The 24,471-nt window shown below is 40.6% G+C and carries 25 protein-coding genes; 19 read left to right on the plus strand and 6 right to left on the minus strand.

Annotated features, from left to right (window positions below; translation table 11 throughout):
* Positions 1–3: 3 nt before the first annotated feature.
* From ACKLNX_RS14265 to ACKLNX_RS14320, 12 genes are all read left to right on the plus strand, one after another.
* Complete coding sequence (locus ACKLNX_RS14265; RefSeq protein ID WP_412972853.1) at positions 4–1,209, plus strand: ABC transporter permease; 1,206 nt, start codon at positions 4–6, stop codon at positions 1,207–1,209.
* A 463-nt stretch (positions 1,210–1,672) separates the two neighbouring features.
* Positions 1,673–3,586: an ATP-dependent DNA helicase gene (locus ACKLNX_RS14270; RefSeq protein WP_412972854.1), complete on the plus strand. Its 1,914-nt coding sequence runs from the start codon at positions 1,673–1,675 to the stop codon at positions 3,584–3,586.
* Positions 3,586–4,323 (plus strand): tRNA (adenosine(37)-N6)-threonylcarbamoyltransferase complex dimerization subunit type 1 TsaB, encoded by a 738-nt coding sequence (gene tsaB / locus ACKLNX_RS14275; RefSeq protein WP_412972855.1) that lies wholly within the window; start codon positions 3,586–3,588, stop codon positions 4,321–4,323. Before ACKLNX_RS14270 ends, tsaB begins: the two co-directional genes overlap by 1 nt.
* 40 nt (positions 4,324–4,363) lie before the next feature.
* Positions 4,364–4,693, plus strand: coding sequence for a hypothetical protein (locus ACKLNX_RS14280; protein WP_411694052.1), 330 nt, complete (start codon positions 4,364–4,366; stop codon positions 4,691–4,693).
* A 239-nt stretch (positions 4,694–4,932) separates the two neighbouring features.
* The gene (locus ACKLNX_RS14285; protein ID WP_412972856.1) at positions 4,933–5,595 is read left to right on the plus strand and encodes a Slp family lipoprotein; all 663 of its coding nucleotides are present in this window, start codon (positions 4,933–4,935) and stop codon (positions 5,593–5,595) included.
* 112 nt (positions 5,596–5,707) lie between these two features.
* Positions 5,708–6,556 carry an alpha/beta fold hydrolase gene (locus ACKLNX_RS14290; protein ID WP_412972857.1) on the plus strand — a complete coding sequence of 283 codons (849 nt, stop codon included), beginning with the start codon at positions 5,708–5,710 and terminating at the stop codon, positions 6,554–6,556.
* Between the two features lie 239 nt (positions 6,557–6,795).
* The gene (gene fadD / locus ACKLNX_RS14295; protein WP_411694049.1) at positions 6,796–8,448 is read left to right on the plus strand and encodes a long-chain-fatty-acid--CoA ligase FadD; all 1,653 of its coding nucleotides are present in this window, start codon (positions 6,796–6,798) and stop codon (positions 8,446–8,448) included.
* The gene (gene rnd / locus ACKLNX_RS14300; protein ID WP_411694048.1) at positions 8,449–9,615 is read left to right on the plus strand and encodes a ribonuclease D; all 1,167 of its coding nucleotides are present in this window, start codon (positions 8,449–8,451) and stop codon (positions 9,613–9,615) included.
* The gene (locus ACKLNX_RS14305; protein ID WP_411694047.1) at positions 9,596–9,892 is read left to right on the plus strand and encodes a YcgL domain-containing protein; all 297 of its coding nucleotides are present in this window, start codon (positions 9,596–9,598) and stop codon (positions 9,890–9,892) included. The genes rnd and ACKLNX_RS14305 overlap by 20 nt, the downstream gene beginning before the upstream one ends.
* A gap of 11 nt (positions 9,893–9,903) precedes the next feature.
* Positions 9,904–11,007: a lytic transglycosylase domain-containing protein gene (locus tag ACKLNX_RS14310; protein ID WP_411694046.1), complete on the plus strand. Its 1,104-nt coding sequence runs from the start codon at positions 9,904–9,906 to the stop codon at positions 11,005–11,007.
* 1 nt (position 11,008) lies between these two features.
* Positions 11,009–11,719, plus strand: a complete 711-nt coding sequence (locus ACKLNX_RS14315; protein ID WP_411694045.1) for a fumarylacetoacetate hydrolase family protein — start codon at positions 11,009–11,011, stop codon at positions 11,717–11,719.
* On the plus strand, positions 11,719–12,258 hold the full coding sequence (locus ACKLNX_RS14320; RefSeq protein ID WP_411694044.1) for a YcgN family cysteine cluster protein: 540 nt from the start codon (positions 11,719–11,721) through the stop codon (positions 12,256–12,258). Before ACKLNX_RS14315 ends, ACKLNX_RS14320 begins: the two co-directional genes overlap by 1 nt.
* Here ACKLNX_RS14320 and dsbB read toward each other — a convergent pair.
* The 4 genes from dsbB to ACKLNX_RS14340 all read right to left on the minus strand — a co-directional run bounded on the left by dsbB (position 12,255) and on the right by ACKLNX_RS14340 (position 15,457).
* Positions 12,255–12,797: a disulfide bond formation protein DsbB gene (gene dsbB, locus ACKLNX_RS14325; protein WP_411694043.1), complete on the minus strand. Its 543-nt coding sequence runs from the start codon at positions 12,795–12,797 to the stop codon at positions 12,255–12,257. The genes ACKLNX_RS14320 and dsbB overlap by 4 nt on opposite strands.
* A 60-nt stretch (positions 12,798–12,857) precedes the next feature.
* Positions 12,858–14,447: a sodium/proton antiporter NhaB gene (gene nhaB, locus ACKLNX_RS14330; RefSeq protein ID WP_412972858.1), complete on the minus strand. Its 1,590-nt coding sequence runs from the start codon at positions 14,445–14,447 to the stop codon at positions 12,858–12,860.
* Between the two features lie 408 nt (positions 14,448–14,855).
* Entirely contained in the window at positions 14,856–15,062 is a 207-nt protein-coding gene (locus tag ACKLNX_RS14335) for a cold-shock protein (protein ID WP_411694041.1), read from the minus strand.
* 122 nt (positions 15,063–15,184) lie between these two features.
* Positions 15,185–15,457 (minus strand): hypothetical protein, encoded by a 273-nt coding sequence (locus tag ACKLNX_RS14340; protein ID WP_411694255.1) that lies wholly within the window; start codon positions 15,455–15,457, stop codon positions 15,185–15,187.
* 476 nt (positions 15,458–15,933) lie between these two features.
* Between ACKLNX_RS14340 and fadR the strand changes: the two genes are divergently transcribed.
* Together fadR and ACKLNX_RS14350 are read left to right on the plus strand one after the other, a co-directional pair.
* Complete coding sequence (gene fadR / locus ACKLNX_RS14345) at positions 15,934–16,644, plus strand: fatty acid metabolism transcriptional regulator FadR (protein WP_412972859.1); 711 nt, start codon at positions 15,934–15,936, stop codon at positions 16,642–16,644.
* Positions 16,645–16,807: 163 nt separating this feature from the next.
* A complete protein-coding gene (locus ACKLNX_RS14350) occupies positions 16,808–18,841 on the plus strand; it encodes an FAD-dependent oxidoreductase (RefSeq protein WP_412972860.1) in 2,034 nt (677 codons plus the stop codon).
* A gap of 59 nt (positions 18,842–18,900) precedes the next feature.
* Here ACKLNX_RS14350 and ACKLNX_RS14355 read toward each other — a convergent pair whose 3' ends face one another.
* Both ACKLNX_RS14355 and ACKLNX_RS14360 read right to left on the minus strand, forming a co-directional pair.
* The gene (locus ACKLNX_RS14355; RefSeq protein ID WP_412972861.1) at positions 18,901–20,097 is read right to left on the minus strand and encodes a TIGR02281 family clan AA aspartic protease; all 1,197 of its coding nucleotides are present in this window, start codon (positions 20,095–20,097) and stop codon (positions 18,901–18,903) included.
* 37 nt (positions 20,098–20,134) lie between these two features.
* On the minus strand, positions 20,135–20,629 hold the full coding sequence (locus tag ACKLNX_RS14360; RefSeq protein WP_412972862.1) for an acyl-CoA thioesterase: 495 nt from the start codon (positions 20,627–20,629) through the stop codon (positions 20,135–20,137).
* Between the two features lie 169 nt (positions 20,630–20,798).
* On the opposite strand from ACKLNX_RS14360, the gene ACKLNX_RS14365 reads away from it, so the two are divergent.
* From ACKLNX_RS14365 to ACKLNX_RS14385, 5 genes are all read left to right on the plus strand, one after another.
* Positions 20,799–21,485, plus strand: coding sequence for an elongation factor P hydroxylase (locus ACKLNX_RS14365; protein ID WP_412972863.1), 687 nt, complete (start codon positions 20,799–20,801; stop codon positions 21,483–21,485).
* On the plus strand, positions 21,482–22,615 hold the full coding sequence (locus ACKLNX_RS14370; RefSeq protein ID WP_412972864.1) for an ATP-NAD kinase family protein: 1,134 nt from the start codon (positions 21,482–21,484) through the stop codon (positions 22,613–22,615). The genes ACKLNX_RS14365 and ACKLNX_RS14370 overlap by 4 nt, the downstream gene beginning before the upstream one ends.
* Before the next feature lie 57 nt (positions 22,616–22,672).
* Positions 22,673–22,966, plus strand: a complete 294-nt coding sequence (locus ACKLNX_RS14375) for a YfcL family protein (RefSeq protein WP_412972865.1) — start codon at positions 22,673–22,675, stop codon at positions 22,964–22,966.
* A 110-nt stretch (positions 22,967–23,076) separates the two neighbouring features.
* Positions 23,077–23,718 carry a FlgO family outer membrane protein gene (locus ACKLNX_RS14380; protein WP_412972866.1) on the plus strand — a complete coding sequence of 214 codons (642 nt, stop codon included), beginning with the start codon at positions 23,077–23,079 and terminating at the stop codon, positions 23,716–23,718.
* Positions 23,715–24,470 carry a FlgO family outer membrane protein gene (locus ACKLNX_RS14385; protein ID WP_411694032.1) on the plus strand — a complete coding sequence of 252 codons (756 nt, stop codon included), beginning with the start codon at positions 23,715–23,717 and terminating at the stop codon, positions 24,468–24,470. The genes ACKLNX_RS14380 and ACKLNX_RS14385 overlap by 4 nt, the downstream gene beginning before the upstream one ends.
* Position 24,471: the final 1 nt, after the last annotated feature.

Raw genomic sequence — 24,471 nt, forward strand, 5'->3', positions numbered from 1 at the left:
ACTATGTGGTTGGTATTTCAAAAAGAAGTAAAAGAATTATTACGCGATAGAAAAACCCTATTTTTTATGATCGCATTACCTATATTGCTATTTCCTCTGTTAATCGGAGGAACACTTTACGTAGGTACAAACGTGGTTAAAGGTGCGGTTGAAAAAACGCGTACTTATGCGATTGTCGGTCAGCAATATAGTGATGAATTTGTCGGTAAACTAAAAGAAGTTGAACAGTTTTCTCTACAAACTTTGCCAAATGAAGTGCAAACAAAAGAGCAAATTATTGCTTATGTAAAAGAAGGAAATATCGATTTTGTTATTGAAGTTCCAGACAATTACAGCGCTGCAGTTTTAGATTCTGGACAAATAACCTTAAAACTTTACCGTAATCAAGCGGGATTAAAAGTTGTTGAAAACAAGCTGAATAAAATTGTATCTGAGTTAACCGACTTATATCAAACAGCTGCTTTTTCGAGTTTAGGATTAAGTGAGTCGCAGCAAGTGAGCGTGATAACGCCCATCGAAGTTGAGGAAATCAACGTGGCTGATGAGCGCGAAACTCAGGGCGAATCAATTGGCGGATTTATTCCATACTTAATTTTCATGCTTTGTTTGCAAGGCGCTATGTTGCCAGCGAGTGATTTAGGTGCAGGAGAAAAAGAGCGTGGCACTCTTGAGACCTTACTGATTACACCAATCGATAGAACCAAGATTGTACTCGGTAAATTCTTTACAATCGCGTTTGCGGGGGTAACTTCCGCTTTAGTCACCGTGCTGAGTATTGCGCTTTGGACGGCGGTGTTGAGTAGAGGCGAAGCAGGTGAAGTCCTAGTTAAGTTTATGTCTTCTATTGACGCCATCGACTTCTTACTCGTATTTTTGATGCTGATTCCAGTCGTTGCTATTTTCGCTGCTGTATTGCTGACCTTATCCATTTACGCCCGTTCCTTTAAAGAAGCTCAAGGTTATATGACGCCTTTGGTCTTCGTGGTTATCATTCCGGTCATCTTCGCAATGTTGCCTGGGGTTGAGTTGAAGGGGGTTTGGGCTTGGGTGCCATTAACAAACGTCGCCTTAGCCATAAAAGAACTGATAAAAGGGACTATGGACTATGTGCAGTTGTTCGCAATATTCGGTTCTACTGCGGTTATTGCCGGTGGACTATTAGCGTTCTGTATCTACTGGTTTAAACAAGAGAAGGTGTTGTTTAGATAAAAGCATGCCATAAAAGGTTTTTGAAAGAACCTGTGTAATTTGAAAAGCCTCGTTGTATTCAATACTGCGAGGTTTTTTATTGCATACACGACAATCAAAGCATAAGCGTTCACTGTTTTTACCTTTGAATAACTGATGCTCAATCTAACGTAATCTAAAACACTATTTTTACAGAGGGCACTCGAAAACCGTCATTATTTAGCTCGCAACTCAAAACGTTCATTCTAAGGCTCGCAATCTAAATTCCTCATTTTATAGTGCGTAATCTAAACTATTGTGCAGTAAAAACACCTCACAATTTACTTTATTATTTAGGTACTTCATCAGTGCTGACTTCGTGTTGTTGCGGATAATTATTACAGTAATAATTTAGATAGAAATAATTAAAAACTTTATTGGCTAATTTGGCATAATGTCGCCCATTGAACGCAAATCACTTCTATACCGGATAAAATAAAAATTAATGTCTGAAATTGAGTCGTTTTTCTCCAATCCTGGACCATTGGCCGATGTAATATCTGGCTTCACACCAAGAGAAGCCCAAACAACTATGGCTGAAGCCGTTGCTGAGACTATTAAAGATCGAGGCTCGCTTGTTGTCGAAGCTGGCACTGGAACGGGTAAAACATTTGCTTATTTAGCACCTGCCTTTTTATCAAAGAAGAAGTTTATCGTCTCAACGGGTACTAAAAACTTACAAGAACAACTGTTCCATCGTGATTTGCCGACAGTTAAAAAAGCGATAGATAAAACGAAAAAGACGGCGTTACTGAAAGGCCGAGCTAATTATCTTTGTTTACATAGGCTTTCACAGCACGGTGGTGGCAACGTACTGCTTGAAAAAGAAGTATTAAACGAATTTAGTCTAGTACGAAAGTGGGCTGGAACAACTTCAACAGGTGATATTGGTGAGTTAAAAGCGATAAAAGAGGATGCAAAGGTCTTACCCATTGTGACATCTACCGTCGATAATTGCTTGGGCAAGGATTGTCCTAGTTACGAAGACTGTTATCTTGTTAAAGCGAGGCGCACGGCTATGGAAGCCGATGTGATTGTGGTGAACCATCATCTGTTTTTTGCTGATTTGGCTTTGAAAGACACTGGTTTTGGAGAATTAATACCAGACGTTGATGTCGTTATTTTTGATGAGGCGCATCAAGTACCTGATATTGCGAGTGAGTACTTTGGTGAAAATTTATCAAGTCGACAGGTACAAGACTTATGTAAAGACATCATTGCTATTACCCGTTCAGTATTAAAGGATGCAGAGCAATTAGCTAAAATTGCCGAAAAGTGTCAAATGCATATGGCCGACCTCCGCTTACTGTTTCCACATAATCCTTGCAGAGGAAATTGGGCGGATAAACTTGAACAAAACGATATATCAAATCAAGTCGCAACCATCAGACAGAGCCTAGACCAATTGTTTGAAGCTGCTAATATCCATCAAGGGCGCGATAAAGATCTCGACTTAATGATAGAGCGTATTTTTGAGTTCAGCCAGTCACTCGAACACGTGACAGATGTAAAACGTAACGGCGTTAGCTTATGGTTTGAAACTACGCCCAGGCAGATCATCCTACACTTAACTCCTCTAAGTATTGCGGATAAGTTTTCAAGCATCATGGATGCTCAAAATGCGGCTTGGATTTTTACCTCTGCGACCTTAATGGTAGATGATAATTTTGATCATTATCGCAATCACATGGGCTTGTATAATGCAAAAACGCTATCTTTGGATAGTCCATTCGATTATCAGAATCAAGCGATGCTGTGTATTCCACGTTTTCTGCCCGAACCGAATGATAGAGCAATAAAGTTCAATTTGGTTGATATTGCGATTCGCCTCATAGATGCCAGTAAAGGTAGGGCATTCATACTTTTTACTAGCCACGCTATGATGCGAGAAGTTGCAAGCATGGTAGAAGAAAAAATCGATAACCCGATTTTGGTACAAGGCAGTACAACGAAACAAGCATTATTGGATGAGTATCTCAGCAATCAAGATGCAGTATTGTTTGGCACTGGCGCATTTTGGGAGGGAGTTGATGTTAAGGGAGACGATCTACTCTGTGTTATGATCGATAAACTGCCATTTGCATCACCCGACGATCCCTTATTGCAAGCGAGAATAGAAGATTGTAAAAAACAAGGGGGAAATGCCTTTTCACAAATTCAAATTCCTCAGGCAGTCATCACTTTAAAGCAGGGCGCTGGCCGATTAATACGAGACGAGACCGACAAAGGTGTTCTCGTCATTTGCGACAATAGATTAGTAACAAAACAATATGGGCAAACATTTATAGCAAGTTTGCCGAATATGAAACGAACTAGAAGCTTAGATGCGGTTGCCGCATTTTTACAAAAGATAGAATAATGAAAATACTAGCCATTGATACAGCGACTGAAGCATGTTCGGTTGCATTGTTATACGACAAAAATGCCAACCAAGAAAACGCAAATCAAGAGAATTTTGATGTCATTTTTGATGTTTGTCCTCAACAACATAGTCAACGTATTTTGCCGATGATCGATGAATTATTGACTAAACATGGCATAAAATTTGCTGAGTTAGATGCAATTGCTTATGGCAGAGGTCCAGGTAGTTTTACCGGCGTAAGAATTGCGACAGGCATAGTGCAGGGCTTAGCGTTAGGAGCTGACTTACCAGTTATTGAGGTGTCGACTCTTGCTGCTATGGCACAGCAAAACTTTATGCAACATGGTTATACCAGCTCAAAAGTATTGATTGATGCTAGGATGCAAGAAGTTTACTTTGGTCACTTTGCTGTTGATACATCGGCAGTTGAGTTAGTTGTGGAAGAAAAACAAGGTGAAGCCGTTCTAAGTCCTGAGGACGCGCTTGCAAGGTTCGCTGAACTTAGTCATGACGATCCGCTTTGTGGGATTGCCGGAACTGGATGGGAAGCCTATGAAGAGGTGCTGCAAGCAAGTCAGAACGCAAGTGCAGTTAAAGTTCTATATCCTTCAGCAGAGTTTATGCTGCCAATAGCAGTGCAAGCTTTGAAAGCGGGAAAGACGATTTCAGTCGACGACATTGCGCCGGTTTATTTGCGTGACAAGGTAACCTGGAAAAAATTGCCAGGTCGATAGCAATATAGTTCTAAATTATTTTTGTATTATTGGAGAGTAAATGGATACAGCAAACATCAAGAGCAGTAACGCAATTTTTATTGCGAAAGACTCTGTTGACAATGCACCACAATCTCCAATTATCAAGCGGGCTCAATTAGAGCAAGCTAGTAATAGCGAGCAAAAAGAGAAACAAAATACCGTACAACAGAAGTTAGTCGCTGGGAATGAAGAAGTTTTTCAACGTGCTGAATCGTTTAAACAGTCAACCAGTTATGATGACAATCCAAACTTACGCATTCGCAAAGAATTAGAGTTATATCAATCTATAGATACTCAAGAAAAAAGAGAAGACATAACGCAGTTATTAGGTGTGGATATTTATGCTTGATATGCTGGAATCGCAATTGCTAATAAACCACCATTTATACAAACCGAACATGCTAACAAACCGCTAAATCAAGCCAAGCATTTTGAATTTGTTAAGAAGTCTATTGTCACAATATAAAAATGATATAATCTACTAATTATAAAAAACCGTACCAATCGTAGTTGTCAAATAATCAACAGTGCCCGATATTAAATAGTACCCGCTCAATCGTATGTGCACGATAAACTTGGAGTAACATTATGCATTCATTATTTAAATCATCTGTGGTGGCAGTTGCGCTATTAATTAGTGGCTGTGTCATAGTGCCTGAGCCCATAAAAGTATCAGACACCGACGACTTACTTTCTTTTGAAAGTGTCATTAATGGAGACTCTAGCGCTCAGGGGGCCGAAGTGCGTTGGGGCGGCGAAATAGTCTCAGTTGAAAATAAAAAAGAATATTCAGAGTTTGAAATATTACACTATCCAAACAACCATTACGGTAAACCTAGAGCCAATATGGATAGTGCAGGACGTTTTAAAGTAAGAGTGACAGGCTTTATTGATCCTCTTGTCTTTGAGACAGGTCGCTTAATCACCTTTTTAGGGGAATTGGGTGAGCCTACTGAAGGTATTATTGGCGAACAAACTTACATATACCCAGTTGTATTGGCGAATGGTTATTACATGTGGAAAGACACTGAAGAATACCAAGTTTCAGGTTTTTATTACTCAGAGTTATCGCCGTTTTGGGGCATGGGCATTAGACATCATTACTATCGACCTTATGGTTTTTTCCACAACAGAACGACGATTAGAGTGGATAGAAAAAAAAGCAAATCTAGCAAGAATGCTTCGAAAGGTAGTGTGAGTTCTGGTAGCACCGACCGCTCTAAAGGTAAAACATCAGAGCAATCTAAATAGTTAGATATTTGGTTTATCGTTCAAACGAAGGATAAACGTTATTTCAAAGCGGCTTCAGCCGCTTTTCTTTTACTTGTAATATATAATAAATACAAACAGGAACGACGTTTAGATGAGTATTATCGAAACAAATTTTACTATGCCAAACCTCAATATTGCGGCTTTGAGTAACGCTAAAAATGACAAACCATTGCTGTTGATGGTCCATGGTTGGCTTGATAATGCTGCGAGTTTCGCAAAGCTAATACCGCTTTTAAACAACTTCAATGTAATCGCTATTGACTTACCTGGGCATGGAAAGTCCTCTCACCGCAGTCCAGATGCACACTACCATTTGTTGGATTATGTGCATGACTTGCATTGTTTAGTTAAGTCGCAAGGCTGGCGAGACTTTTCAATTGTCGGTCATTCATTGGGAGGAATTATTTCAAGCATTTATTGTGCTACCTTCCCCGAATTAGTCCGAAATTTTGTCTGTATTGAGTCAGCAGGGCCGCTTACAGAGCCTGAAGCATCAAGTGTCGAACAATTAAGGAAAGCGATTGAAAGTCGAATTAATGCTAACGAGAAAACTATAAAGCATCCAAAAAACTTAGAAGCTATCGTTGAAGCTAGACAAAAAGTAAGTGATTTAAGCTATGAAAATGCTTCGTTGCTCCTGCAACGAAACACTAAAATTTCTAGTAGCGGCGATGACATCGAATGGACCACCGATAAACGTTTACGCACGGTTTCCTCGCTTCGCCTTACGCAAAAGCAAGCAGAGGTTTTTGTAAAAGGTATTCAATGTCCTACTCATTTCATATTGGGAGACAAAGGGTTTAGCAAAGTGAAAGACCTCATGCTTCGCAGAGAAGCATTTTTCAAGAATGCAGAAATGTCTACAGTCGAAGGGGGGCATCATGTTCATATGGAAGCTGAGCAGCAAATTGCAAAAATAATAATGCAGCATTGTCAGTAAGGTGACGATATCATGTCTATAAATTGTACAATATGGTTCAAATAGCTCCTATTCAGCAGATGAATGACTGTTCAAGTTTATCTTTAGTCAATCATCCTTTAGTATTGTAAGACTTGGTATCATGAACTGTTAGCACTCTACCTAGATATAGTTTGAGCTTATGCGGGGATGTGCGATAGAAATAAAATAAGAATGCTCAAAAACGAAGCATCATAATTACTATTTTAAAGGACAAAAACGTGGAAAAAGTTTGGTTAAAGCATTACGACAAAACCATGCAACCCGAGATTGACATTGATAATCTACCCACAATCTTGGAAATATTTGAATCATCAGTTGCAGAATATGCAAATCAAACTGCCTTCATTAATATGGGGCATGAAATCACTTTTGAAGATTTAGATGTGTTATCCATGCAGTTTGCTGCCTACTTACAAAGCCAAGGTCTGCAAAAAGGAGATTCTGTTGCGATTATGATGCCTAATTTGCTGCAATATCCCGTTGCCTTGTTTGGTATCCTGCGCGCAGGCATGACCGTGGTGAATGTTAATCCACTATACACAGCCCGAGAGTTACAACATCAGCTAGTTGATGCAAATGTAAAAACTATCGTAATAGTTGAGAATTTTGCACATACACTTGCAGAAGTGATAGACAAGACTTCAGTGAAGGAAGTTCTGTTAACTAGTATTGCTGACATGTTACCCGCCCCAAAAAGATGGGTGGTCAACTTTGCTGTTAAGTACATTAAAAAAATGGTGCCTGAATTCTCATTACCACAAGCCAAGCGGTTTACACAAGCTATGGCCATTGGTGAGAATCAAACCTATGCACGTCCAAAAGTGCAACCATCAGACATCGCCTTTTTACAATACACTGGCGGGACAACAGGTGTTTCGAAAGGGGCAATGCTCAGCCATCAAAATATGGTTGCTAACCTAGAGCAAGTATCGGGCACACTTGAAGCCTCAGTGACAATTGGAAAAGACCTTGTCGTGACAGCTTTGCCTCTTTATCACATCTTCGCTTTAACCAGTAATTGTTTAACGTTTTTAAAGTACGGTTGCCCTAATTTATTAATTACAAATCCTCGAGATATGAAAGGATTTGTTAATGAGCTCAACAAATACCCATTTGCTGTCATCACGGGCGTCAACACATTATTCAACGGTTTACTCAACACTCCTGGTTTTGCTGAGCTAGATTACTCTAATTTTAAATTTGGTTTGGGCGGCGGTATGGCAGTTCAACGACCTGTCGCTGAAAAATGGGAGAAGGTAACGGGTACGGTTTTACTCGAGGGTTATGGACTAACTGAATGCTCACCAGTGGTAACGGTAAATCCAACTAATATTAAAGCGTACAAGGGCTCTATCGGTCTACCAGTGCCCTCAACAGATATAAAGCTAGTCGATGACGATGGTAATGAGGTTGCGCAAGGCGACGCTGGTGAGATGCTTGTGAAGGGGCCGCAGGTGATGGTGGGTTACCTAAATCGTCCAGAGGCCACTGACGAAGTTATCAACGATGGTTGGTTAGCCACTGGTGATATTGCAAAAATGGATGAAGAAGGTTTCTTCTACATTGTCGATCGAAAGAAAGATATGATTTTAGTCTCCGGCTTTAACGTTTTCCCGAACGAAATTGAAGAAGTCGCGGCAATGCATGATGGTGTTTTAGAGGCGGCAGCCATTGGTATTCCACATGAAGTATCTGGCGAAGTTGTAAAGCTATTTGTTGTTAAAAAAGACGAAAACGTGACAGAGCAGGAAATTATTGACCATTGTAAGTCACTCTTGACGGGTTATAAGGTTCCAAAGGTTATCGAATTTAAGGATGACTTGCCAAAAACCAACGTCGGTAAAATATTGCGCCGAGAATTGCGAGATTAAATGAATTTTGAATATATAGATACGCCTGAAGCCTTAGCTGATTATTGCGAACGCATAGCTGGGGCTGACGCTTTGGCGATCGATACGGAGTTTGTTCGTACTCGCACCTTAGTGCCGCAGCTTGGCTTGATTCAAGTATACGATGGTGAACATCTTGGGCTAATTGATCCTGTCGTCCTAAGTGATTTAAGTCCTTTTAACGACATTTTAATCGACCCCAACATTGTCAAGGTTCTGCATTCTTGTTCAGAAGATTTAGACGCCTTGTGGTTCAATCTGAAGGTAATACCAACGCCTTTGTATGATTCACAATTCGCTGCAAATTTACTCGATATGGGGCAAACACTAGGTTATGCGAATCTGGTAGAAAAAATGCTGGATATTCATGTGGATAAAGGGGAATCGAGAACAGATTGGATTTCTCGCCCATTATCTGCAGAACAGCTTAAATATGCCGCCGCTGATGTATACTATCTGCTACCTGTTTATCGCGAACTCGCAAAGCAGGTGGAGGATATTGGCCAAACCGACTGGGTGTTCGCTGACTCAAGCTTTTTGTCAGAAAAGAAAAGAGCTGAATTGCCAAGTGAATTGGCTTACTTGTCAATAAAGAATAATTGGAAATTAGGCGCTCAGTCCCGTCAAGCACTAAAAGAAATTGCAAGCTGGCGATTACAGCAGGCGCAACAGCGAGATATGGCAATAAACTTCGTTTTACGCGAACAAGGAATGGTTGAAGTAGCTACCAAACTACCTGAAAACAAAGCCAAACTCTTTCAGTTAGAAACCATTACGCCAAAAGAAGCGCGAATACATACAGATATATTGTTAGATCTTGTTAACAATGCACTTAATACTCCTCCTGAAAAATGTCCTCCTAGGATACAACGATTAACTGATTTCAATGACTACAAAAAAGCCTTAACCGCATTGAAAGCGTTATGCGAAAAACTTGCTTCAAAACACCAAACTAGAGTAGAAGTCTTAGCCTCTAAAAAGCAGTTAAACCAATGGTTGAAATGGTGTTGGTTTGAAATTGATGAATTAGACTCAATGCAACTCCAACCTGATATTGCTAGTGGCTGGAGACGAGCGATCTTTGCAGATGAACTTGCGGTGATGTTTAAGCCAGAAGGTGGAGAATTCAATGCTTTGCGCAGTTTATAAGTCACGGAAAAAGGCTGATACGTATTTGTACGTCAACAAAAGGGACGACTTTTCACGTGTGCCTAAGGCACTTCTCGACACCTTCGGTCCTCCTCAATTTGTTATGCTCGTACCGTTAAATAAACCACGCAATATTGGGAATATTGGCATTGCAAAGCTGAATGAGAGCCTAAAAGAAAAAGGCTTTTATTTACAACTGCCTCCAAGCGAAGAAAGTCTGTTAAGCCAGCACCGCCGCTCACAAGGCTTAAGCGCGCAACCGGATAAAAAATTCTAAAAGGGCTTACTATGTTGTTATTTATTCGAAATCTTAATTGTACTTTGAAGAGTCAAGGCCGAACTCAATTATTCATTACTTCAATCGCATGTTTGTTTTCTCTGGCATTTGCTAGCCAGTCCTTCGCGCAAGAAAATATCGCTACAGAGGCTACTGACAAACAGCTCAGCTCTTCTGTACAAAATGAAGCAGAGCTTAAGTTCGAAAACTATTTAACGCAGTTGCGTGCTGAAGCCGAGTTAAAAGGATTTTCAAATGAGCTATTAGACAAGGCTTTCGCGTCTATCAAACTGCGTGAGAAAGTGGTCAAGGCGGATAAAAACCAACCAGAAACGAAGATGACACTTGATAAGTATCTAAGCACCAGAGTGCCAGATTGGAAAGTGAAACAAGCAGTAGAGAAGATGGAGCAACACGCAGAACTGCTTGATAAAGTGGCAAAGCAGTATGGTGTGCAGAAACGATTTATAGTCGCTTTGTGGGGGAATGAGAGCAACTTTGGACGTATTCAAGGGAGTCACCCTGTTCTATCTTCGTTGGTATCTCTTGCTTTCGATGGCCGTCGAGAATCTTTATTTAAAAAACAGTTTTTTGCCGCGCTGACAATATTATCAGAAGGGCATGTACCGATTGAAGATTTTAGAGGCTCATGGGCAGGTGCTATGGGGCAAAGTCAGTTTATGCCAACATCATTCCTAAGTTACGCAGTAGACGGTAATGGTGATGGCAAAAAGGATATATGGTCTACACCAGAGGATGTATTTGCTTCAATCGCAAATTTCCTATCAAAAGAAGGGTGGAATGGTCAGCAAACTTGGGGTCGTCAAGTGAAACTAAGTGATAAATTTGATATCACGAGCCTAAACAAGTACTCGGGTCTGGCAAAAGATAGAATGCTAAGGATGCCTGCTTGGGATATTTTAGGCGTCACAAAGTTTGATGAATCACCATTGCCCACTGTTAATATTAAGGCCTCATTGATTTTACCTGATGGTATCGATGGACGTATTTACCTAGCTTATAACAATTTTCATACCTTAATGCGTTGGAATCGTTCACTTTATTTCGGTGTTTCAGTAGGTTACTTAGCTGATAGGATCCGCAAGGGGAGCTAGCATGTTAGTGCTTAATGAAACTCACTCATCTACTTACCTGCATACTAGTCAAAGTGGGCATGCGATTGATTTACCCGTGGGTAAAGTTGTCTGTGTAGGTCGCAATTATATGGACCACATTCAAGAAATGAGCAATGAGGTGAGTGATGTCCCCTTATTGTTCATGAAGCCTTCTACGGCAATTGTAGACATGCAAAAAACCTTGGATATTCCCTGCGATCAAGGAGAGTGTCATAATGAACTTGAAATCGCATTACTGATCGGCCGTCGCTTATCGAAATCGACTGAAGACGAAGCATCTCAAGCTATTTCAGGAATTGGTCTAGGCTTAGATCTTACGTTACGAGATGAACAGTCGAGACTAAAAGCGTCGGGGCAGCCATGGGAGCGTGCTAAATCGTTTGACGGTAGTTGCCCTTTGTCACCGTTTCTTGTTGTAGACTCTCTTAAGCACAAAACATGCTTTACATTTCAATTGATGATTAATGGGCAATTAGTCCAGAATGGCGACACAAACCTAATGCTAACGCCAATGTTAAAATTAGTATGTGAAATTTCGAAGTGTTTCACTCTGCTACCAGGAGATGTTGTTTTAACAGGCACACCAAAAGGCGTTGGGCCATTGCACGCTGGTGACTCAATTGAAGCTATATTGACAGATCACTTTTCAATTTCAACTCAAGTAAGTTGCAGTGAATCAGGTAATAAATAATGAGAAAAACGCCACACACAAAAGCACTGATGGACTCTAAGTTTTGGTTAGACACAAAGCTTGAAGATATGAATAAAGAACAGTGGGAGGCTATTTGTGACGGTTGTGCGAAGTGCTGTTTGCATAAGTTCATCGACGATGATGAGGCAGGTGAAATTAGCGAATTTGAAGCTTTACCAACCGCTATTGGAAAGGAAGGTGAAGAAGTCTTTTTTACCAATATTGTATGCCAACTATTACATACAAAAAAATGTGAATGCACGCAGTACGAAAAACGAAGTGAGTTAGTCCCGCATTGCGTCACGTTAACAAAAGACAATTTGAAAGATATCTTTTATATGCCGAGTTCCTGCAGTTATAGACGAATGCATGAAGGTCGTGGACTCGCATCTTGGCATCCTTTGTTGAATAAAGGCAAAAAAACCAAGATGCATGAATTGGGTATTTCTACCAGAGGGCGAACAGTTAACGAAAATGATGCTGATCTGCAATCCTTTGAGGACTACATCGTTACATGGCCGTTAACTGATCTTGATTAGATTTTCTTTTGTCTAATCGATTTGTTGTTTGGAAATGAAATAAATTGTAGAACAAACATAAAGATAAATGCGGCAGTGTACATTGCAAAAATTATCTGCATCCACTCTGCCATCCCCATGCTAAGAAATTGCCAACTATTTTCATAACAATCACCAGGTGCACCAAATAGATCAGGGAACCATTTGTGCAGAGGCATGAAGCTTGGGAAGTTAGGCTCGATTGCACACGGAACTAAGAAAGAGTTTTCACCAAATAAAATCTCTTTGTGCTCTGAAGCAAGTAAATAGCCTTTCACAGAGGCTGTGCCCCATACTGCAAACCCAATTAGCCTCGTGAAAAACGTATTATTCACCAGTGGAATGAATCCCGCGATAAATATGCCAATCACAGCAGTGCGCTGATATATGCACATAATGCAGGGCTTCAGCCCTTCAATATGCTGAAAATACAGAGCAAGGCCAACTAGAATTGCTGCGGATAACAGCAAAGTCTGCCACGAAGCTCGAGTGTGTGACCATTGTTGAAGAGAATACAACATTAAACGCTTCCCATTATTTCAATCTTATTGGCATACAATAGTTTATTTCGATTGATAAAATCAATGATTTCCACTACTTCCTTTATCTAAAACTTCCGTAGCACTGTGATGTTCGATCAAGTGTTGTTGATACAACCATTCAGTGCTTTCTAACAAACCGAAATAGACAGCCGCTAAACCAACGATGGTAAGCACTATAGTATACGGCAATGCCATATAAACCATGCGACCGTATGATAAGCGCAGTAATGGCGCAATTGCGGACGTTAATAGGAATAGGAAAGCGGCTTGACCATTAGGTGTGGCAACACTCGGTAAGTTAGTCCCTGTGTTTATTGCTACGGCTAACATATCAAATTGGTCTCTGGTGATAGCACCTTCTTTTAGTGCTGCAGCCACTTCTGTTATATAGACTGAGCCAACAAAGACATTATCGCTGACCATTGAGAGCACGCCATTAGCCAAATAGAATAAGACAAGCTGTGTCTTACCCTCATAGCTGAGTACCCACTCTATAACAGGCTGGAATAGTCCTTGGTCTATGATCACTGCGACAATACCAAAGAAAACACACAAAAGCGCCGTGAAAGGCAGAGCTTCTTCAAACGCTTTGCCAAGCGCATGCTCTTCAATGATGCCACTCATCGATGTTGCTAAGATAATGACAGATAAGCCAATTAGACCGACAGAAGCGAAATGTCCTGCTAAACCTACAACTAACCACAAACCTATAAGTGCTTGCACAGCGAGTCTGGCTTTGTCTCGAGTTGTGCGCTCTTTATCCATATGGGCGTCATAATCGACAAGTATCCCTCGAACAACTTTTGGAATTTGAGCGCCATAACTGAAGGTTTTGGTTTTTTCTAAAAAGTAAGTTGTCGCTAAACCCATAAAGAATACTGGAATAGTGATAGGGGACATTCGAATAAAGAATTCAGCAAAACCCCAAGATGCTTTATCGGCGATAATTAGATTTTGAGGTTCCCCGACCATTGTCATAACACCACCAAGTGCCGTACCTATGGCTGAATGCATCATCAGGTTTCTTAAAAATGCACGAAAATCATCTAAGTCATTTTTACTTGGTTGGTCAACAGCATCATCGGCAGTGTGGTCATGGTCATGATGAAAGTCTTTACCAGAGGCAACGCGATGATAAATTGTATAGAAGCCTAAGCCAACACTAATAATAACGGCAACAACGGTTAACGCGTCTAAGAAGGCAGATAAAAAGGCTGATGCGGCAATAAAAGCTAAGGAAAGGGTTGTTTTATTTTTAACGTTGATGACGAGTTTTGTAAATAAAAACATCAACAAGTCTTTCATAAAGTAGATACCCGCGACCATGAATACTAGCAGCAGCACTACTTCAATATTCATGGTTATCTCGTGCATCATATGTTCGGGAGTCGTCATCCCTATAAACATGGCTTGTATTAAGAGGAGACCACCAGGTTGCAATGGATAGCATTTAAGCGCCATCGCAAGCGTGAAGATGAATTGTACTATTAGGGTCCAACCCGCGATGTAAGGGTCAATCATGAAGATTACAGGGTTCATTATTAAGAAAGCGATAATTGTCTTCTTATACCAATCAGGTGCTGGACCTAGAAAGTTTTTATAGACGGCTTCGATGATAGACGTTTTCATTTCATTACCTTGTTATGCGGAGATGACAACTTTAAGCGCCACTGTGCAATATTATTGAATGTTAAGTAGGGAGATGTTTTCATTTCATTAAGTTTTCGGATGAAAACAGTAAAAACTTTAGGGCTTTCGGTGTGTTGTATATGGTTATGACAACGGGATTCGCGCTTTAAAATATGTTTTTTTGCTAGATTATTGTTCGATGTTTGAGGCATATTAAAAACAATCTTTGTAGGAACTGTGGTTACGAAGTTTTTATTTAAAGACTAGAACAACTGGGAAATAAAAAACGTAAGTGTAACGCGTTGGGGCTATGACTGATGTAAAAGTAATACCGGTAAGTTACTAGGAAGTTTGAAAAATTAGCATTTGGAGGCTAATGCCTCCAAATGCTGGATTGTTAGCTAGTAATTAAACCGCAACAACTTTATTTGCACATGGGCCTTTTTGACCTTGTCCAACTTCAAACTCAACCGCTTGGCCGTCATTCAATGTAGCGTATTCACCGCCAGATTGAATTTCTGAATGATGTACGAACAAATCTTTACTACCGTCTTCTGGAGTAATAAAACCGAAACCTTTATCTGCATTGAACCACTTAACTGTACCTTTACTCATATTGCTCTCTTTTCTTTTGGTGAAAAATATAATATCTGATTTGTTATCACCATCACAAAACCAGACTTTTAATCTTATTCAGCCTAAAAAGGCCTCAAAGGATATATGGAGTATATTACGAATTAACGATGTTTACTGTTTTTCTTTTTAATATTCACGACTTTTCGCGCAATCGCCAGTAAATCAGGCGAAATATCGTCAGCACCGTCTTTTATTAACTTACTTACATCACCCGAGGAAAACAAAGAGCCTCGCTCTGATTTAACATCCATTGAACGGACGAAATCTTTCGTTTTTCCGGTACTGCAGGTATCAATATATTTTAAGATAATTTCTTCATTGAAGTTTTTTGGGGCTCGCTTCAAAATCGCGATGGTATCTTGTATGGATTGCATTTCTGATTCTAAATTTTCAATTAAATCAGGAATACTTGAATAGGGTTTAAACAAATTATCAGGCTCTTTAAAATATGTACACAACATCGCATGGCTAATTACAATTCATCAGCGCTATTCACGATGTGTTTTCACCATTGTACAATGAATAAAACTAAGTACCTAGCAACTTGTTGGTTTTCTTATTATTTTTTTGTTTTATTTTACTATTTAATTATTGTTGAGCTTGTTATTTGTGTATTAATACATAGTGTTAGGTGATTTTTTGTAAGTTTATAAGTGAATGTTCGATAAAATTTAGTTCTCTCCAATTTAAGTCGGTATTTTGCATATATCTGCTTATTAAATGCCCATATAAAGCCTTAATTTGCTGCGAAGTGCTATGTAGAACTTACAAATACAGATTAATACTTCCCTTGTTTCATCCATCTGGTACAATCAGTTAACTTTTTAATAACACGTTGTTTGTAATACGTATGATTTACAAATCCCAAAGTCCAGCTGGTTTTGCTGAAGAGTACATTGTTGAGTCTATCTGGAGTGGTCGATTTCCACCGGGGACTATCCTTCCAGCGGAGCGAGAGCTGTCTGAGCTGATTGGTGTAACGCGAACAACACTGCGTGAAGTATTGCAGCGTCTCGCTAGAGATGGTTGGTTAACTATTCAGCACGGCAAGCCTACTAAAGTGAATAACTTTTGGGAAACCTGCGGTTTAAATATCTTGGAAACCTTAGCTCGTTTAGATCAAGATGGTCGACCTCAGTTAGTTGATAACCTTTTGTCTGCCAGAACTAACTTGAGTGCGGTATTTATGCGTGCAGCATTCAAACAAAATGCTGAAAAGTGCAAAGAAATTATTGCTAGTTATTCTGATGTAGAGCAAGACGGCAAGTCTTTTGCTCAGTTCGATTATCAGATGCATCATGATCTAGCTTTTGCTTCGAATAACCCGGTGTATGTGTTGATGATGAACGGTTTTAGAAGTATTTATGCACGCATCGGAGGATATTTCTTTTCACATCAACCGGCACGTGACGTTGCGACTCAATACTATCAGCAACTTCTTGAAGTGTTATCTCAAGATGATGCAGAACGTGTTATTACAGTAGTAAGAACCTACGGAATTGAGAGTGGCAAAATTTGGCAACAAGTGAGAAAAGATCTCCCAAATAATATCGTCGATTAGTGTTAATTCATTGAGCATTCATTCTTTTATGCGATTTAAAATCATTAAGTTAAGTGGCAATCTTTGCCATTTAACTCAACAAAATAGTTCACGGACTCTTCCTTACGAACTGAAAAACACCGTACTGGCTTCATAAAAAACAGATAAGTTAAAAGGGCACAGCATGACATCAGCAGTTAATACTCCTTTCCCTCATTTATTTCGTCCTCTCGACTTGGGGTTTACTACCCTTAAAAACCGCGTCCTTATGGGCTCTATGCACACAGGCTTAGAAGAACTTCCAAATGGACATAAGCGAATGGCTGCGTTTTTTGCTGAGCGGGCCAGAGGTGGTGTTGGTCTTATTGTTACCGGTGGTATTGGACCAAACGACGAAGGTGCAACTCACGCGGTCACCAAACGTTTAGACTCAGATGAGGCTGTAGAGCACCATAAAGAAGTCACCGCAGCGGTGCATGCAGAGGGTGCCAAAATTTGCATGCAAATTTTGCATACGGGGCGCTATGCTTACAATAAAAACCTTGTAGCACCATCAGCTGTGCAAGCACCAATCAACCCATTTACGCCAAAAGAACTAGATGAAGCCGGTATTCAAAAGCAAATTGATGACTTTGTTTTTACCGCTTTGCAAGCGCAACGCGCGGGATATGATGGCGTTGAAATTATGGGTTCTGAAGGTTATTTCTTAAATCAATTTATAGCTCAACGCACCAATCATCGCTCAGACCAATGGGGTGGTGAATATCAAAATAGAATCAAACTACCCATCGAAGTTGTGCGTAAAGTGCGTGAAGCAGTGGGTGAGCATTTTATTATTATTTATCGCTTGTCTATGCTCGATTTAGTTGAGGGTGGTTCAACTTATGATGAAGTAGTCGAGCTAGGGCTGAAAATTGAGAAAGCGGGCGCAACCATAATTAACACCGGTATAGGTTGGCATGAAGCACGTATACCGACGATAGCAACTAAAGTTCCTAGGGCCGCGTTTACTTGGGTGACAGCGAAGTTTAGACAAGCCTTAAACATTCCAGTTATTACATCAAACCGAATTAATACGCCAGAAGTGGCTGAAGAAGTGCTTGCACGCGGTGACGCTGATATGGTGTCTATGGCACGTCCTTTCTTGGCTGATCCAAATTTTGTTATTAAAGCGCAGCAAAACAAGACAAGCCACATTAATACTTGTATTGGTTGCAACCAAGCCTGCCTCGATCATGTATTTGAAGGAAAAATGACAAGTTGTTTAGTTAACCCTAGAGCTTGTCATGAAACCGAATTTGCGATTGAACCGACAACAAAAGTAAAAAATATAGCTGTAATTGGTGCAGGACCTGCTGGTTTAGCTGCGGCAACCACCGCGGCTCAGCGTGGTCACACAGTGACATTGTTTGATGCCGATACTGAAATTGGTGGTCAATTCAACATAGCAAAACAAATTCCTGGCAAGGAAGAGTTTTACGAAACACTTCGTTATTTCGGTGTAATGCTTGCATTGCACGGGGTAGAGGTGAAGTTAAATACACGTATTACTGCAGCAGAACTAAATAAACTGGATTTTGACGAGGTAGTGCTGGCAACCGGAATAATACCAAGAACGCCAGATGTTGAAGGTATAAACCATCCGAAAGTGCTTAGCTATATTGACGTGTTGAAGCATAAAAAGGCTGTAGGTAAGTGTGTAGCAGTTATGGGCGCTGGCGGTATTGGCTTCGATACTTCTGAGTTTTTATCTCACGGCAAGCAATCAACAAGCACCAATATCCCTGCATTCATGAAAGAGTGGGGGGTTGATATGACCTTTCAAGCTCGAGGTGGTGTTGAAGGTATGCAAGCTGATCCTGAACCATCGCCGAGAGAGATCTATTTGTTGCAGCGTAAATCAAGCAAAGTAGGCGCTGGCTTGGGTAAAACAACGGGCTGGGCGCATCGTGTAGGATTGATGAAGAAAAACGTTAAAATGTTAGCCGGCGTTGAATATTTGAAAATAGATGATGCTGGTCTACACATTAGGATCAATGATGAAGTGCAAGTATTAGCGGTGGACAACGTCATTGTGTGTGCGGGGCAAGAGCCGCAAAAAGCCCTGGCAGAAGGTTTAACAGCCCCTCATCACTTTATTGGTGGTGCTGACTTCGCTTCGGAATTGGATGCGAAACGTGCTATTGACCAAGGCACTCGATTGGCTGCAAGTCTGTAAATATCGAATAGAAAGTCGGCACTCATGCCGACTTTCTATCGCGATAGAGCATAAATCGCTTAACGTTCAAACAAGCTCATCTTTTGATTTTCAGGGTCAAATCTAAAATCAAAGTTTCGTAACACATTCATTCCCAGTAAGCCCTTAAAGTTAGATCTAAAACTCTCTTCAGGTAGCACTATCACGCTCACGTTATTCATTTTAATTTCACCAATTGTAACTGCCGATAATCTATATAGAGGGGCTTCAATACTTCCTCCAGCCGTTTGCACGTTAAAGCGCCCAACAAACTCTTTGTCTCTTGTCGGAAGTTTAATGAAAAGAGCATGGCTTATTGCAGTGGTAGATGCGCCCGTGTCTATTAAGAATGTTCGACGGTAGCGGTCGATTTTAGCTTGTACAAAAAATTGTTGCCCATTTCCGAAAACAGGTATTTTTCGTTTGGACACACTCGCAGTTTCCATCCTAGCTTCCGGCTCATCCGCTAGTGTTTGTTCGTCTTGCGTCTTTGGATTATATATAGATGAGCGCAGTTTTTGAGCTCGTGAGTCATCATAGGGTAAAGCGGCAAGTGCGTTTTCCATCAAGTTGACTTGCCCTTGTTTGCCGTATGCCTTTGCCAAGCCAATGATGTAGCGGCTGTTTAAGGGATCTATTTGTAAAAGAGGTTCAATGAAGGTAGCGAGTAAATCCCACGCAGTATCGCCGGAGAGTTGTTGAATGACTTTAGATGTATTGACTTGAATAATACTCTTAACTTTCTCTTCTTCACCTTCAGGTAAGTTTTTATCTAACAGCTCATAATAAAAAGCGATGGCAGTGCTAAGCGGTTCAGTATGTAAAATAAGATCTGCTTCTATTAGCCAAGCCCTGTAATCACTGGGGTAGAGCTTTAAGTAAGCGCGAAGTGGAAGGACTAAGTCGTTGTAGTTTTGTTGCTTTTGTAAGTCTTGCAGCAAATTGAATAATTCATCGCCTGACATGTTTTCAGGAGCTTCATTTGCTTGGACTATCTGTTGTTGCAAGGCTTTATTCTCGGCGTTGTTGTTTGTATTGTCCTTTTCTTGATTATCTGAACTGATATTTTCATTAAATGCGCCACTTTCATCTTGAGTAATATCGAGTTCGCCACCATTATCTAACAAGCGCTGCGATTTCGCCTCTTCAAGCAAGGAATTTAGCGCCTTCAATTCAAACAGTAAATAGCTGTTTAAGCCCAATGATAGGACCAAAATCAGTGCAAAAAATTTGTGCATGTTCATATTCCTTTGAATCCTTAAGTTCGCACTTTATCTATGCTTGATGCTGTACTACAGCATTGCCATAAATGCTGGCAAATTCAACAGGCATTTTTTTCGGAGCGCCTGTTGAAAGCGAAACACACACAAAATGGGTTTGTGCGGTAAACACCGTTTTCTGTTTGCGCATTGAAATAAATTGAAACTCACGACTAAGTCTAAATTTTTTGTCACAGGCGACAATCCATGTAGCACAAGCCAATTCATCACCGAGGTGCGAGGCCATTTGATAATTAAGCACGTGTTGTTGAATCACCATTCCGCGATCGAGGTGCTTGTATTCTTGCATAGTCAGCCCTAAATAATTGGAATGCTGCCAAGCAAGAGTTTCTAACTGTGATACGTATGCAACATTGTTAACATGTTCATAGTGATCAATATGTTCAGGCGTAATTTGCCAAGTGGAGACAAAGGGTAAATCACGTTGCCAAGGCAGTGAGGATAAGTTCTCGTGACCGTCATTCTGTATTTGTCTAATCTGTTTGTTCAAAATTGCTTCCTGCCTCGCCGACAAATATTTTCAAACCGATGCCCAGATTACCTTGATTTACAGTATAATGTGAATCCATTTTTGAACATTCTACCAATTCAATGAGTTTGTATTTTTGAATCAGCTAAGACATATAGAACTGCAACAAGCACAAATACAAGGTGCTCGCATGAAAGACGCACATGTGCAAGACGTGTATGTGCAAAACGGACATATGCAAAACGCACATATGCAAAACGCAACTAAAAAAGCAGATGACTTGAACAAACTGTTCAATCAGTGTTTTGCAAAAACGGAGAATACGATACTCGTAGGGAACTCTGAAGAGCCCATTTACTTGCCCGCTGATGATTCTTGCTCATTCAACCAAGTCGTATTTACTCGCGATTACTTTTCGAGTGCACTACATGAAATCGCTCACTGGTGTATCGCCGGAGTAGAGCGAAGGAAACAAGTTGATTATGGATACTGGTATTTACCGGATGGCCGTGATGCAAAACAGCAAGCAAATTTTGAGGCGGTAGAAGTAAAACCTCAAGCCTTAGAATACGCTTTTTCACTTGCTGCAAATATTAAGTTTCGTGTCAGTATTGATAATTTGCAGGGCGAAGAAACTTGCAGTAAGAACTTTGAGTTAGCGGTTGAAAGTCAATTACTGCAGTTGATTGACACCGGTTTCAATGCGAGAACCGAACAGTTCTTGTGCGCACTTCACCATTTTTATGACACAAAAGCGCTATCGAATATAAACCTAAGTAGGACGCAATGCCTTAGCGAGACCGATAGCCGCAAATTGGAAGGTAGTTTCTCGGGAGATGGCCGCTTGGAAAACAACACACACGGAGTCGCGCTTTGAATCGTCGATTTAAGTTAGGTTTGGTAATTAACCCTTATTCAGGTATTGGTGGCGCTTTAGCGTTAAAGGGCAGTGATGGCGCTGAAATACGTGATTTGGCATTGAGTAGCGGTGCTGAAAAGCTTTCGGGAAAAAAAATGGCAATAGCCCTGCAAACTTTATTGCCATTGAAGGATGAACTAGAGATTTTTACTGCGTCAGGTGAAATGGGGGCTGATGTCCTGTCCGACATGGGTTTCCAGTTTGAAATTGTGTATCAACACAAAGAGCAACAAACAGAATCGAGCGATACCAATGAAGCTGCTAAGCGCTTAATCGATAAAAATGTCGATTTAATTCTGTTTGCAGGCGGTGACGGAACAGCGCGCAACATATGTGAAGTAGTTGATTCTAAATGCCCAGTGGTGGGAGTTCCTGCCGGATGTAAAATTCACAGCGGCGTATATGCTATTACGCCCAAAGCTGCTGGCAAAGTAGTTGCCCAAGTCGTAAAAGGCGAACTAGTGAGTTTGATGGTTGGCGAAGTCAAAGATATCGATGAGTCTGAATTTCGAGCGGGTCGCGTTTTAGCGAAACATTACGGTGAAATGCTAGTACCTGAAGAGCTAGCCTATATACAAGCCGTAAAAATGGGCGGCAAAGAATCAGACGAACTCGTTTTATCCGATATTGCTGCGCATGTGATCGAACTAATGGATGACCAGCCTGAAACATTATTTGTGATGGGGTCCGGCTCCACAGTCGAGAGTATAATGGATGAGATGGGGCTGCAAAATACACTTTTAGGTGTGGACCTCATAAAGAATAAAGAAGTCATTGCGAACGATCTTACGGCAGCGGCTTTGCTAGAGTATTGTAAAAATCAAACGGTAAAAGTAGTCCTTACGCTGATTGGTGGGCAAGGTCACATTCTAGGTCGCGGAAATCAGCAACTTTCCCCAGAATTCATCAAGACTGTTGGTAAACAAAATCTACTCGTGGTGGCAACAAAGACTAAATTACAAAATCTAGAAGGCAAGCCATTGGTTTCTGATTCTGGCAGCCATGAATTGGATGAGTTGCTAGCAGGTCCCATTCCCGTCATTACAGGTTTTCACGATTTAGTTTTGTACCCAGTCGGGTCTGTCTAAATAAACAAACGAGCAAGATATATCTAATTTCTTATCATATTTTAGAAGGAGTACGTTTTGAATGAACATTCGATTTTCCTAGAGAAAACCGACAAAATGCAGGCACACTTGGATTCATTTATTGTTGATGGCAGTGATCATGAACTGTTTATTGCCAGTTATTTGCATGGCCATTTCGATATTGCAGTCGCCGCCGTCGAAAAGTTGATTGAAGATGGTAATAAAAACCCACTTTTAAGTTTAAAAGAAACACTAGAGTGGCAATTAGAAAAAGCCTTTCAGAACAATGAGCTTAATCAACAAGATGCTGAACAAGTGACGCAACTATTTGCTGAGCTCTTCAAACTTTAAATAAAATTTTAAAAGTTTTTATTTTAAAAAAACATATTTCTGCAAAAGTGGAACTCTTCTTGCAAATCCCTCCGCATATAGAAGAGATTGCCACTTTGTGAGAAATCATTTTGAAAAATTCATTTACACCATATGCCGTATTTATCTTCAGCATTCTAAGCTTAATTCTATTGTTAAGTTTGTCGGGCTGCTCGATGTTAGATCCCGCAACAGCACAGAATAAAAGCCACGTGTCTAAAGCGCTAGGCAATGCCGAGTACCACACTAATCAACTAGCAAACGAGCTGTTTGCCACACTTCGACCAGATAGAAATTACCGTTTCGCTGTTACAGGCTTTGTGCCAGTAGACACATTCAAGCAGAACCATGATCATCAAGATCCACTCATGCTACTTGGGCAACAGCTTGAACAAGGGCTCATGACAGAGGCCGTTAAACGAGGTTTTGTGGCGCAAGATTACAAAGCGGCAAATAGTATCACCATTACGGAAAAATCTGACCGCATCCTGTCACGAGATGTCGAACAACTCAACGCCGTGCAGCGTGTGGACTTTTTTATCACCGGTACGATTACGCAGCAGCAACAAGGTGCAGTAGTGAATGCCAGAATAATTAATGCGAGAAGCAAAGACGTAGTTGCGGCTGCGACGAAATTCTTCCCTGGTGACTTGTTTTGGGAAACGGAACAAGTGACAACCCGCGGTGGACGCTTATACAGAATTGAAAATCAAACTAACGGAGCAGCACTATGAAGCTTTTATTTACGACACTAGCACTTTTGACTTTATCGGGCTGCTCCATGATGCCAGATATGGGTTTATTTGGAGACACTCAAGAAAACGCAGACTCTATGCAAGAAGAGACGAGTGATATTATTAATATTGAAGGTGTTGAAAACACACTGCTCACTCAAGAAAATGAAGATCAGGAAGAGGGGATCGACGAGTTTGGTGCCATCGTTAAACCAGCGGTTTACTCAAGTGTTAACGGCGCATATAAGAGTCGCCCTTTAGCAAAACATATCGGAGATTACGTGCGCAATATGGCGCAAGACTTAGTCTCAAATATGGAATATGTCACGGAAAGAACACCAGTAGCCGTTACTCATTTCTCATTAATCGATAGTGATCTTAAAGAAACTAATTTATTGGGATATCAGATTGCTGAATCCTTTGCTCATGAGTTTCACAAATTCAGAATGCCAGTCGTTGAATTCAAAGCGACACAATTCATTCGTGTAACTGAAACAGGCGACTTTGTCATGTCTCGCGATTTTCTCGATTTGACCAGTACTACGCCCATTCAATATGTGTTAACTGGCACTATGACTAAGCATCAAGGCGGATATCTTGTAAATGCAAGAATGTTGGGCATGGAATCGAATGTCATTGTAGCGAGTTCACAGATGTTCGTACCTTTTTATGTTGTCGATGCGCTAATACCGAGCGAGTCTAGCAAAACGGCAGAGATTGTTGATGGCGTCAGATTGATTAAAGGTGAGTAAC

The organism is Glaciecola sp. MF2-115, from assembly GCF_047250385.1.
Lineage (GTDB): Bacteria > Pseudomonadota > Gammaproteobacteria > Enterobacterales > Alteromonadaceae > Glaciecola.

Bases quoted from the DNA above. Each gene is read 5' to 3' on its own strand.
- ACKLNX_RS14265 (WP_412972853.1), top strand. From the start codon at position 4: ATGTGGTTGGTATTTCAAAAAGAAGTAAAAGAATTATTACGCGATAGA.
- ACKLNX_RS14270 (WP_412972854.1), top strand. From the start codon at position 1,673: ATGTCTGAAATTGAGTCGTTTTTCTCCAATCCTGGACCATTGGCCGAT.
- tsaB (WP_412972855.1), top strand. From the start codon at position 3,586: ATGAAAATACTAGCCATTGATACAGCGACTGAAGCATGTTCGGTTGCA.
- ACKLNX_RS14280 (WP_411694052.1), top strand. From the start codon at position 4,364: ATGGATACAGCAAACATCAAGAGCAGTAACGCAATTTTTATTGCGAAA.
- ACKLNX_RS14285 (WP_412972856.1), top strand. From the start codon at position 4,933: ATGCATTCATTATTTAAATCATCTGTGGTGGCAGTTGCGCTATTAATT.
- ACKLNX_RS14290 (WP_412972857.1), top strand. From the start codon at position 5,708: ATGAGTATTATCGAAACAAATTTTACTATGCCAAACCTCAATATTGCG.
- rnd (WP_411694048.1), top strand. From the start codon at position 8,449: ATGAATTTTGAATATATAGATACGCCTGAAGCCTTAGCTGATTATTGC.
- ACKLNX_RS14305 (WP_411694047.1), top strand. From the start codon at position 9,596: ATGCTTTGCGCAGTTTATAAGTCACGGAAAAAGGCTGATACGTATTTG.
- ACKLNX_RS14310 (WP_411694046.1), top strand. From the start codon at position 9,904: ATGTTGTTATTTATTCGAAATCTTAATTGTACTTTGAAGAGTCAAGGC.
- ACKLNX_RS14315 (WP_411694045.1), top strand. From the start codon at position 11,009: ATGTTAGTGCTTAATGAAACTCACTCATCTACTTACCTGCATACTAGT.
- ACKLNX_RS14320 (WP_411694044.1), top strand. From the start codon at position 11,719: ATGAGAAAAACGCCACACACAAAAGCACTGATGGACTCTAAGTTTTGG.
- dsbB (WP_411694043.1), bottom strand. From the start codon at position 12,797: ATGTTGTATTCTCTTCAACAATGGTCACACACTCGAGCTTCGTGGCAG.
- nhaB (WP_412972858.1), bottom strand. From the start codon at position 14,447: ATGAAAACGTCTATCATCGAAGCCGTCTATAAAAACTTTCTAGGTCCA.
- ACKLNX_RS14335 (WP_411694041.1), bottom strand. From the start codon at position 15,062: ATGAGTAAAGGTACAGTTAAGTGGTTCAATGCAGATAAAGGTTTCGGT.
- ACKLNX_RS14340 (WP_411694255.1), bottom strand. From the start codon at position 15,457: ATGCAATCCATACAAGATACCATCGCGATTTTGAAGCGAGCCCCAAAA.
- fadR (WP_412972859.1), top strand. From the start codon at position 15,934: ATGATTTACAAATCCCAAAGTCCAGCTGGTTTTGCTGAAGAGTACATT.
- ACKLNX_RS14350 (WP_412972860.1), top strand. From the start codon at position 16,808: ATGACATCAGCAGTTAATACTCCTTTCCCTCATTTATTTCGTCCTCTC.
- ACKLNX_RS14355 (WP_412972861.1), bottom strand. From the start codon at position 20,097: ATGCACAAATTTTTTGCACTGATTTTGGTCCTATCATTGGGCTTAAAC.
- ACKLNX_RS14365 (WP_412972863.1), top strand. From the start codon at position 20,799: ATGAAAGACGCACATGTGCAAGACGTGTATGTGCAAAACGGACATATG.
- ACKLNX_RS14385 (WP_411694032.1), top strand. From the start codon at position 23,715: ATGAAGCTTTTATTTACGACACTAGCACTTTTGACTTTATCGGGCTGC.